The sequence below is a fragment of the Kitasatospora sp. NPDC059795 genome, assembly GCF_042732175.1.
Taxonomy (GTDB): domain Bacteria; phylum Actinomycetota; class Actinomycetes; order Streptomycetales; family Streptomycetaceae; genus Kitasatospora.
In genome coordinates this window covers 26,226-35,794 of record NZ_JBHWID010000032.1, presented here as the reverse complement: position 1 = coordinate 35,794, position 9,569 = coordinate 26,226, and the positions used below count along the sequence as shown (strand labels likewise).

The following is a 9,569-nucleotide window of genomic DNA, read 5'->3' as shown; positions in this document are numbered from 1 at the left end:
ACCACCGAACCCCACACCCCCACCCACACCGCCCTCCACCACCTCCAAACCCACCACACCCACAACCACACCACCCACCACCAACCCGCCACCACACCCGACCACCACACCCCCGACCACCAACCCGCCACCACCCCCGACCACCAACCCACCACCACCCACTGACCCACCACCACACCCCAACCCACCACACCCCGACCCCCCGCCAACCCACACCCGGCACACCGCACCAACACAGGCACAACCCCACCGACCGACCCCGCCCCACCCCCCCTGCGCCGCGCCCGGAACACGAGATACCGACTCGACATCAGCGCCACCGCGATCATGAAAACCTGATGAGAACTCAGGAACGCGGCCCTCGGCCTCACCCGATCGGCCGCAGAGCCGCAGACCGGACCGGGACGAGGCTGCGGACCCGCCGCCAGGACCGTCACGGGTTCGACCGCCCGACCGTCGGTGGGACTGCAGACCGCACCCGCGGGCGACATCGGGCCGTGGGCGGCAGCGACCGAAGGGCAAGGGGTCCCCGGTCGCCATCTGAGCAATCCCGAACTGTTTCTGACGGATCGTCGGATCTGGGTGGGCCCAACACGCGGCCGACCGGGACGAACCCGCCTCGCCATCAACTCCTGCGCCGCCCGAGCAGCCACCCAAGGGTGAACCTCCGCACCGCCCCTCCCCCGACAGCACAAGGTTTCTAAAGGACCGTCAGGACCACACGGACGCAAGCTCCCTTTGCGGGCCTCCGGAAGCCATGGCGTCCTGGAACAGCCGGGGCCACCACCGCGTCCCGGCAAGAACCGAACTACTCGGAGGAGAATTCTCATGCGTGCTGTCAAGCGTGTCCTGGCCATCGGCGCCCTCACTGCCCCCCTCGTGATCGGCTGTGCCGGACTCGCCTCCGCCACCGACGAGCCGAGCGCCCACTTCGTCAGCGGTCACTTCGCCGCGAACGAGGACGTTGCGGCCGAGGCCTTCGTCGCCTCCTTCGTTTCCCCGGACTGCGTCGAGCACATCAAGGGCGAGGTCGCCGCCACCGACGAGGGCGTCTTCGGCGGCGTCACCGAGGACGGCGCCCACTTCTGAGGCCGTCCGGCTTCATAGAATGCAGGTGCCCGGCGGGTGGTCCACCCGCCGGGCACCGTCGCGTCTGCGGCGGCCCGCTCGACCGGGTGTCGGGGTTCAGCGCCTGTCGTGGCGGCGTTCGGCCCGGTAGCCGGTGGGGACGCCCTCGGCGATGATCACGTCGGCGACCATGTGACGGGTCCGCAGGGGCAGGATGTCCTGGTAGGCGGGCGAGTGGTACCAGTCGTGGGCCTGCTGGTAGTCGGGGAACTCGATCAGGATCAGGCCGGACTCGCCCCAACTTCCCTCCAGGGTCTCGAACTTGGCCCGGTGGACGAGGAATCGACCGCCGAACGCGTCGAGGGTGGCGTCGATGCGCTCCAGGTACTCGGCGGTGTCGGCGCAGAACTCGACGGAGTGGACGTGGGCCAGGGCGTAGGCGGACATCGTGACGCTCCCAGGGAGGTTCGGGATCGGGCTGACGTCGACGACGCTACGCAGCGGCTCGGCAGGGCGAATCCGTCACGAATAGGTAGGCACGAAGGGGTAGGTGCGCGCAGGGGTGGGCGTGAAGAGGTGGGGGCGGGGGCAGGCAGTCCGCCCGGGGCGGCGGGGGCGGGGGTCAGGCGTTCCACTCGCGGGCGAGCAGGGCGTAGACGCACTCGCTGCCCCAGCGGTCGCCGTCGAGGTCGCTCTCGACGAAGTGGGCCTCGCGGCGCATGCCGAGGCGTTCGCAGACCCGGACGGAGGCCGTGTTGAGGGCGTCGAGGCGGGCGAAGAGGCGGTGAACTCCCAGTGATTCGAAGGCAGTTGCGGCGAGGGCGCGGGCGGCTTCGGTGGCGTAGCCCTGGCCGGCGTACTGCGGGTTGAAGACCCAGCCGATCTCGGCCTGGCGGGCGCGGGCGTTGGTGAGGGTGATGACGACCTCGCCGACGATGCCCGGCCGGTCGGCCCGGCAGACGGCCCAGAGGAGTATGTCGTCGTCGGCGCTCCAGCCGTTGTGGACGCCGCGGGTGCGGATGGAGGTCTCGTTGGCCTCGCGGGTGTGGGCGGGGCGGTAGAGGTAGCGGACGACCTCGGGCAGTGCCTGGTAGGCGTAGCGGTCGTCGGCGTCGTCCGGGGTGAAGGGGCGCAGGACGAGTCGTTCGGTGGTGATGGTGGCCGGGATGGTGGGCCGGGTGGCTGCCGGGGCGTGGTGCTCGACCTCGGTCATGGGTCCCCCTGGGTGGTGTCGTGCCGTGACGGGTGGTGCCATGGTGGCTTCCGCACACCATAGTTGACGGTGGGTCGGGGGTTCCGACGGTCGGGGGCTCAGCGGTTTCGGCGCAGGTAAGGACCTCGGCGAAATGGCGGGTGGCGGGGCCGAGGTGCGCAATCCGCTGGCGGCGTTGGCGCGGGCGGGAAGCAGGGCGGCGCGGGCGGCGTGCCGGGCGCGCACCGGTCCGAGTACGGGCAGGTGCCGGGGGAGGTCACGGCGGCGATCCGAAATCTGCCGTCGAAGCTTTGCGGGACGGTGAGTTCGGTGCGGCGGGTGTGGCGAAGTGCCGGCGGCCGTGCGGGCCTTGTCGGTGGTCCGTGCGATCGTCGTCGCACTGGGCGGGGGGTCGTTCGGCTGCGGAGGGGCCGTCCTCGGCGGATCGCGACCGACGATCATTCCCGCACGCTAGGGTGTCCTCCGGTGCGTTCGGGGGCGAACGGGACGTGACGGGGAGAAGTGGATGACTGAGGACCGGACCGCGGAGTCGACCGTCGTGGAGGGCGCGGTGCCGCCCGGGTACCGGGCGGATCCGCCGTTGTCGCAGGAGCTGGGCGCGGAGGCGGCGCGGCGCGGCGGTTGGCTGTTCACGGCGGACGAGGGCCACGACCCGGACGGGCCGGTGCCGGTGGGTGTCGTGGCGGGCGCGTGGCAGGTGGACGCCCACGGTGTCCCGCTGCGGTTCCTGCCCAATCCGCGGTACGGCGTGCCGGCGGCGGAGCGGCCTGTCGCGGAGGGCGCGGCGCCGCTGCCGCCGTTGCTGGCGGGTCGGCGTCCGGCGGGGCGGGCGCTGCTGGGGTGGTTGGAGGATCCGCAGGCGCCGCGGCTGTGCCGGGTGGCGGGGTCGAGCGGCAGTGGCCGCACGCACCTGCTGCGCTGGCTGGCCGCCGCGTGCCCGCCGGACAATCCGCACGCCGGGCGGCGGGTCGACGTGGTGCTGTCCGCCGCCGAGTCGACGGTGGACACCTTCGTGTGGCGGCTCGCCGCGTTGCTGCGGGTGTCGGCGGGCACGCCGGACGAGTTGCTGGCGGCGCTGGTCGACGGCGTGCCGCGGGTGCTGGTGGTGACGGATCTCGACCGAGCGGGCACCGGGCCGCTGGCCGACGCCGGGCCGTTGGCGGACGCCGGGCAGCGGATCGCGGCCGAGGTGCTGCGCCCTCTGCTGCGGGTGCCGTGGCTGCGGATCGTGCTGGAGTGTTCCTCCGACACGCCTGCCGCGGCGGCGCTGGACGTGCCGTCCGCCGTCCTCGACCTGGACCAGCCTCAGTGGACCGACCTGGATGCCTTCACCCGCTGGTCGACGTCCCTGGCGGACCGTCGGCTCCCGGCGGAGGTCTATCCGTCGCCCGCGCTGGCGCTGCTGGCCGCGCGTGTCGAGGACGGCGTGCTGCTGGATGCGGGTGCGTCGCTCGCGCGGCGGGCCGAGACGCTCGCCGAGACCTGGTGGGAGTCGCTGCCCGAGCCTGTCCGGGCGCCGGTGGTGGCGCTGGCGTCGGCCCGGGGCCCGCTCGATGCCGAGCTGTGGGGTGAACTGCCGGGCAGTCTGGGCCCGTTCGCGGTGGACGAGGCCGTGCCGCTGCTGCTGCCGGCCGACCCGGACGGCTGCTACCGGATCTGGCCGGACTCCTTCGCCGCGCGCCTGGCCCGCGACGGCCTCGACCACCTGTCGATCCGGCAGAACCTGCTTTCGGAGCAGCTGGGCCCGTTGGACGCCGACCGGCTGGACCTGGTGCTGCGGCACGCCGTGCGGACCTCGTCCCCGGCCGGGGAACTGCTGGCCGACCCGGCCGTCGTGGCGTACGCCGGACCGATGGCGGTGGGGCTCGCGCTGGCGCATGTCGGGGAGAAGCCGGACGGCGAGTCGGTGGACGGCGGTCCGGTCGAGCACCTGCGGCGGGCCTGGCGGTCGGCCGGGCCGGTGGTCACCGCGGCGGCCGACCCGGGTGGCCGGGCGTCCGTGCTGCACTGCTGGACGGCCGGGCAGGACGACGAGCTCGCGGAGCGGTTCGCGCAGCTCGCCGGGCACGGCTGGCGGGCCCGTTGGGCGTTCGCGCGCCGCGCCGAGCCGGTGCGGCTGCTCGCCCGGGTCGACGACCCGGCCGGCGGGGGCCGGCTCGCGGTCGCGGTCGGCGCGGACCTCGGGCTGCTCGACGCGTCCACCGGCCGGCCGTCCGGTGACGCCCCGCTCCGGCTGGCGGACCGTACGGCGGTCGCGCTGGCCACCGGTTTCGACGGCGGTGCGTTCGCGCTGCGGCGCGACGGCGCGGTCGAGCAGATACGTTCCTCCTCGGACGTGGTGCGGCGGCTGCTGGCCGCGACGGACGGCGGTGCGACGGCGATCGCCACGCGCGGCGGCAAGCGCCGGACGGTGGCGACGGGCGACGCGGCGGGCCGCGTCCACCTGCTGGACGACGGGGACGGGGCGCAGGCGGTGCGTTCCGACGAGTCGCTCCACGCCGGGCCGGTGACGGCGCTCGACCTGGCCCACCACGGCGGGCACCCGCTGCTCATCTCGGGCGGCGCGGACGGCGCGGTCCAGGCCTGGACGCCCGGCCGCGGCCTCCTCTCCGCGCCCCTGCCGGCCCGGGACACCCCGGTCACCGCCGTCGCCGTCGCCCCCACGCCGGGCGGCCTGATGTGCGCGGCCGCCTGGGCCGACGGCACGATCCACGTCGTCCTGGCCGGTACGGAACGCGCCACCCACGAGCTCCGCCTCGGCTCGCCGGTGGTCGGTCTGGCGATCACCGACGGGGGCCTTCTCTGTGCGGCCACCGCGAACGGCGTCCTGGGGATCGACCTCACGGCCCGGTAGCCGTCCCCGCCATGCCCTGACCGGCCGTCAGCCGCCGGTCGGGGCAGTACCCGGTCGGGGCAGCACCGGTCGGGGCAGCACCGCCCGGCGCCCGCGCGTCCTTCGGCGCCCCGGCGGCCGGCCCGGCCGTCGTCGCCGCCGGGCCTCAGGTGCCGGGGCGGAGCGTCAGGTCGCTGACTGTGCCGTCGTGGGGGTGGTCGAGGACGGTGGCGAGGGCGGCGGCGACGGATTGGGGGGTGAGGCAGGCGGCGGGGTCGTAGGCCATCCGGAAGCGGGCGTGCAGGCGGCGCTGCATGGGGGTGTCGACCTCGCCGGGGTAGACGGTGGTGACGCGGACGCGGTGGGCGTGTTCCTCGGCGCGGAGGGATTCGGCGAGGGCCTTGAGGGCGAATTTGGACGCGGCGTAGGCGCCGAGGCCGGGTGGGGCGTGGAGTCCGGCGCCGGAGTTCATGAAGACGACGTGGCCCTGGGCGCTGCGCAGGGCGGGGAGCAGCAGGCGGGTCAGTTCGGCGGGGGCGAGCAGGTTGATGGTGAGGGTGCGGTCCCACAGGTCGGGGTCGCTGTCGCCGACCGGGCCCCAGTCGGCGATGCCGGCGATGTGCAGCAGGGAGTCGAGTCGGGGTGGGGCGGCGGGGCCGCCGAGGATGCGGGCGAGGCGGGCGGGTCGGGCGAGGTCGGGCGAGGTCGGCGACGACGGTGCGGCTGGTGGGGAATCGTTCGCGCAGCCGGGCGGCGGTGGGTTCGTCGCGGGCGAGCAGCCAGAGCCGGTCGCCGCGGGCGGCGAGGAGTTCGGCGGTGGCTGCGCCGATGCCGGAGCCGGCGCCGGTGAGGAAGTGCGTTGCCATGCCGGGGGTGCTACCCGGGTGGGGCGGCCGGGAAGACCGACAACCGGCCATCCCCGGCCGGGCGGGGGCGCGTCTCCCCTGCTGGGGCGCGCGGTAACGGCCTTGCGCCGGGGGCGTGTTGTGGGGGGCGACAGCCGGGGTGGTGGGCGCGTGCGGCGGGGTGGGCGCGCTCTCCGCGCCGTGGCGCGCCGGTCGGGTACCGGCCAGCGGGTGTCCGGTCGGGTCCCGACGGGTGGGCGTGTGCGCTCCGACGTTGTGCCGAGGTGCGACCGGGGCGCGGTGGTGGCGGCGCGTGCGACGGTGGGACGGCGGTGCGGGCCGCTCCCGGGTGTCGCCGCTGGCGGGGTGCCGCAGGGCGTGCGCGCACGGTCGCGCCGACGGCGGCGCGGGGTGCTGAGCGGCCCGGAAAAGCGCAGGTAAAGGGCAGGTTGGGGGTCCGCGGGCCTGCTCCCGGCATGCGCCGTGCGGAATCCGGCCAACCCTTGTCGAAGCCCTTTCGACGGTCGCGCCGGTCCTTGCAGACTCTCGGTGGCGGTCAGCCGATCGCACAATCGGTCCGGTCGAACGTCCCTCCGCTGCCGTGCGGTTCCGGCGCCCGGGCGTCACTCCCCTGCGATTCCCCTCCCCCGCGACGCGCCATGGAGCACTTCCGATGGACATGCGTTACGAGGCGTACTCCTACGCCGATCCGGTCTTCTACGACTCCCCGGTCCAGTGGGCGGCCCGCGACGAGTTCCCCGCGGCCACCGAGGCCGCGCCGGGCGGCTGGGTGCGCAGCCTGCGCGAGGTGTGGGCGGGCTACCGGCCGGCCGCGCCGCCGCTGCCGGAGCAGGGCTGGAAGGTCCACGTGTCGGCGTGCCTGGACAACGCGCCGTGGATCCTGGACGTGGTGCGGGCGCACTGCTTCGAGCACGGGGTGGCGTTCAAGTTCCTGCGCAGCCCGGCGCTGGTGCAGACGCAGAACGCCAAGTACGCCTCGCGCGGCTCCAGCGGGAAGTTCATGACGCTGTACCCGGCCGACGAGGCGCAGTTGGAGCGATGTCTCACCGAACTGGACGAGGCGTTGGCGGGCGCGCCGGGCCCCTACATCCTGAGCGATCTGCGCTGGCGGCGCGGCCCGCTGTACCTGCGCTACGGGGCGTTCACCGAGCAGTGGTGCCGCAACGAGGAGGGCGAGCTGGTGCTGGCGCTGCGCGAGCCGTCGGGCGTGCTGCGTCCGGACGTGCGGCGGGCGGCGTTCGACCTGCCGGCGTGGGCGCCGGTGCCGGGGGTGCTGGCGGAGGCGGTGGCGGGCCGGGGGCGCAGCAGTGTCGACGACTTCCCGTTCACGGTGGAGCGGGCGCTGCACTTCTCCAACGGCGGCGGGATCTACCTGGCGCGGCCGGCGGGCGGCGGCGAACCGGTCGTCCTGAAGGAGGGCCGTCCGTTCGCGGGTCTCGACCAGCGCGGCGAGGACGCGGTGCAGCGGGTTGTGCGCGAGCAGCGGACGTTGGAGGCGCTGGCGGGTCTGGACGCGGTGCCGGCGGTGCTGGGCGGGTTGACGGCGTGGGAGCACCGTTTCCTGGTGCAGGAGTACGTGGCGGGCGAGGGGCTGCACCACTGGTTCGGCCGGCGTTATCCGCTGGTGCATCCGGAGGCGGACGAGGCGGCGGTGGCGGCGTACCGCGAGGAGGCGACGGCGGTGCTGGACGCGGTGGAGCGTGCGCTGCGCGCGATCCACGGCCGCGGGATCGTCTTCGGGGATCTCCATCCGCGCAATCTGATTGTCCGCGAGGACGGTTCGGTGGTCTTCGTCGACTTCGAACTCGCTTCTCCGGTGGACGAGTTCGTGCGTCCTGCGCTGGGTGCGGCGGGGTTCGCGGCGCCGGCCGGGCTGACCGGGTTCGAGGTGGACGAGCACGCGCTGCGGGCGCTGCGGCTGTGGGCGTTCCTGCCACTGCTGCCGCTGACGGTGCTGCATCCGGCGAAGGGGGCTGCGCTGGCCCGTTCGGCCCGCAAGCGCTTCGAGCTGCCGGACGGGTTCCTGCCCGAGCCGGACGCCGGCCGGGCGGATCAACTGGCGGGCGTGGAGGGACTGTTCGGCGAGGGCCGGGAGGGCTGGCCGCGGCTGCGGGACGGGCTGGTGGCGGCGATCGCCTCCAGTGCCACGCCCGAGCGGGCGGACCGGCTGTTCCCCGGCGACCCGGCGCAGTTCACCCACGACGGCCTGGGTCTGTCGTACGGCGCGGCCGGTGTGCTGTGGGCGCTGCACACGGTGGGCGCGGGCGTCGATCCGCGGCACGTGCGGTGGCTGTTGGACGCGGTGGAGCGGCAGCCGTGCCGGCCCGGCCTGTTCGTCGGCGCGCACGGCACCGCCTGGGTGCTGGACCGCCTGGGCCACCGGGAGAGCGCGCTCGACCTGCTGCGCCGCCTCGACAAGGACGACGCGGACGGCGCGGGCCCCGACCTGTCGGCGGGCCTGGCGGGCATCGGCCTGACCCGGCTGCACTTCGCCCGCGCCACCTGCGACCGCGACCTGCTGGCGGCGGCCGCCGCGAGCGCGGACCGGGCGGTCGCGGCGCTCCGCCTGGGCGAGCCGTCCTCGGCCTCCACGGCCCGGCCGGGTCTGCTGCACGGTGCGAGCGGCACCGCGCTGCTGCTGATCCGGCTGTTCGAGGAGTGCGGCAACCCGGTGCTGCTGGATCTCGCCCGGGCCGCCCTCGACCAGGACCTGGCGCGCTGCGTCGTCGCCGAGGACGGCACGCTGCAGGTGGACGACGACAACCGGGTGCTGCCGTACCTGGAGTCCGGCAGCGCGGGCATCGCCGCCGTCGCGCACGCCCTGCTGCGGCACCGGCCCGATCCGGCGCTGGCCGAGCAGGCGGCGCTGATCCGGGCCGCCGCCGAGCCGGAGTTCATCGTGCAGCCGGGCCTGTTCAACGGCCGGGCCGGGCTGATCGCGCTGCTCGGCCTGGACGCCGGGCCGGACGACGACCTGGTCGACCGCCACGTCCGCCGACTGGCCTGGCACGTGCTGCCCCTCAACGGCCAACCCGCTTTTCCCGGCGAGCAGTTGCTGCGCCTGTCGATGGACCTGGCGACCGGCACCGCCGGTGTGCTGACGGCCCTGGCCTCGGTGTACGACGGCACCTCGCCGATGCCGTTCTGGCCGGCCGACGGCTGAGCCGCCGCGCCCCCGGACGCGGGCCCTTGCGCCCGCTCCGCCGCTCCCCCGGACGCGGGCCCCTGCGCCCGCTCCGCCGCCCCGTCGCGGCCGGGTCATGCCGCCCCACGATTTCCGGCGACCGCCGGAGAAACCGCAGCACCACCGAGTCCCGTAAGGAGACTGTCATGGCGATCCTCGACCTGCAGGCGCTGGAGACCCCCGAGGAGACCACCGAGTACCGCTCGGTCCTCAGCTCGCTGAGCGTCGTCAACTGCACCAACAGCACGGTGAGCACCCTGCTCTGTCTCTGAGCAGCCCCGGCCGGGCGGGGCGCCCCCCCCCCCCCCCCCCCACCACCCCCCCCCCCCCCCCCCCGGCCCCCCCCCCCCCCCCCCCCCCCCGGGAGATAAAAAAACAAGCAACCCCCGCAAGGAAAAGAGGTGT

6 protein-coding genes and 1 pseudogene are annotated in these 9,569 nt (G+C 74.8%); 4 read left to right on the top strand and 3 right to left on the bottom strand.

Annotation, left to right across the window (positions count from 1 at the left end; genetic code table 11):
• Positions 1-828: 828 nt before the first annotated feature.
• The gene (locus ACFV4P_RS34685) at positions 829-1,089 is read left to right on the top strand and encodes a hypothetical protein (protein WP_380477480.1); all 261 of its coding nucleotides are present in this window, start codon (positions 829-831) and stop codon (positions 1,087-1,089) included.
• A 96-nt stretch (positions 1,090-1,185) separates the two neighbouring features.
• Here the strand turns inward: ACFV4P_RS34685 and ACFV4P_RS34680 are convergent, their stop codons facing one another.
• A complete protein-coding gene (locus tag ACFV4P_RS34680; RefSeq protein WP_380477479.1) occupies positions 1,186-1,515 on the bottom strand; it encodes a DUF1330 domain-containing protein in 330 nt (109 codons plus the stop codon).
• A gap of 175 nt (positions 1,516-1,690) precedes the next feature.
• Positions 1,691-2,281, bottom strand: a complete 591-nt coding sequence (locus ACFV4P_RS34675; RefSeq protein ID WP_380477478.1) for a GNAT family N-acetyltransferase — start codon at positions 2,279-2,281, stop codon at positions 1,691-1,693.
• Positions 2,282-2,786: 505 nt separating this feature from the next.
• On the opposite strand from ACFV4P_RS34675, the gene ACFV4P_RS34670 reads away from it, so the two are divergent.
• Complete coding sequence (locus tag ACFV4P_RS34670; protein WP_380477477.1) at positions 2,787-5,135, top strand: hypothetical protein; 2,349 nt, start codon at positions 2,787-2,789, stop codon at positions 5,133-5,135.
• A gap of 145 nt (positions 5,136-5,280) precedes the next feature.
• On the opposite strand, the pseudogene ACFV4P_RS34665 reads toward ACFV4P_RS34670, so the two are convergent.
• A pseudogene (locus ACFV4P_RS34665) lies at positions 5,281-5,980 on the bottom strand (SDR family oxidoreductase).
• A gap of 652 nt (positions 5,981-6,632) precedes the next feature.
• Between ACFV4P_RS34665 and lanKC the strand changes: the two are divergent.
• Both lanKC and ACFV4P_RS34655 read left to right on the top strand, forming a co-directional pair.
• On the top strand, positions 6,633-9,143 hold the full coding sequence (lanKC, locus tag ACFV4P_RS34660) for a class III lanthionine synthetase LanKC (RefSeq protein ID WP_380477476.1): 2,511 nt from the start codon (positions 6,633-6,635) through the stop codon (positions 9,141-9,143).
• A 167-nt stretch (positions 9,144-9,310) separates the two neighbouring features.
• Positions 9,311-9,436: a SapB/AmfS family lanthipeptide gene (locus ACFV4P_RS34655; RefSeq protein WP_100584098.1), complete on the top strand. Its 126-nt coding sequence runs from the start codon at positions 9,311-9,313 to the stop codon at positions 9,434-9,436.
• Positions 9,437-9,569 lie beyond the last annotated feature (133 nt).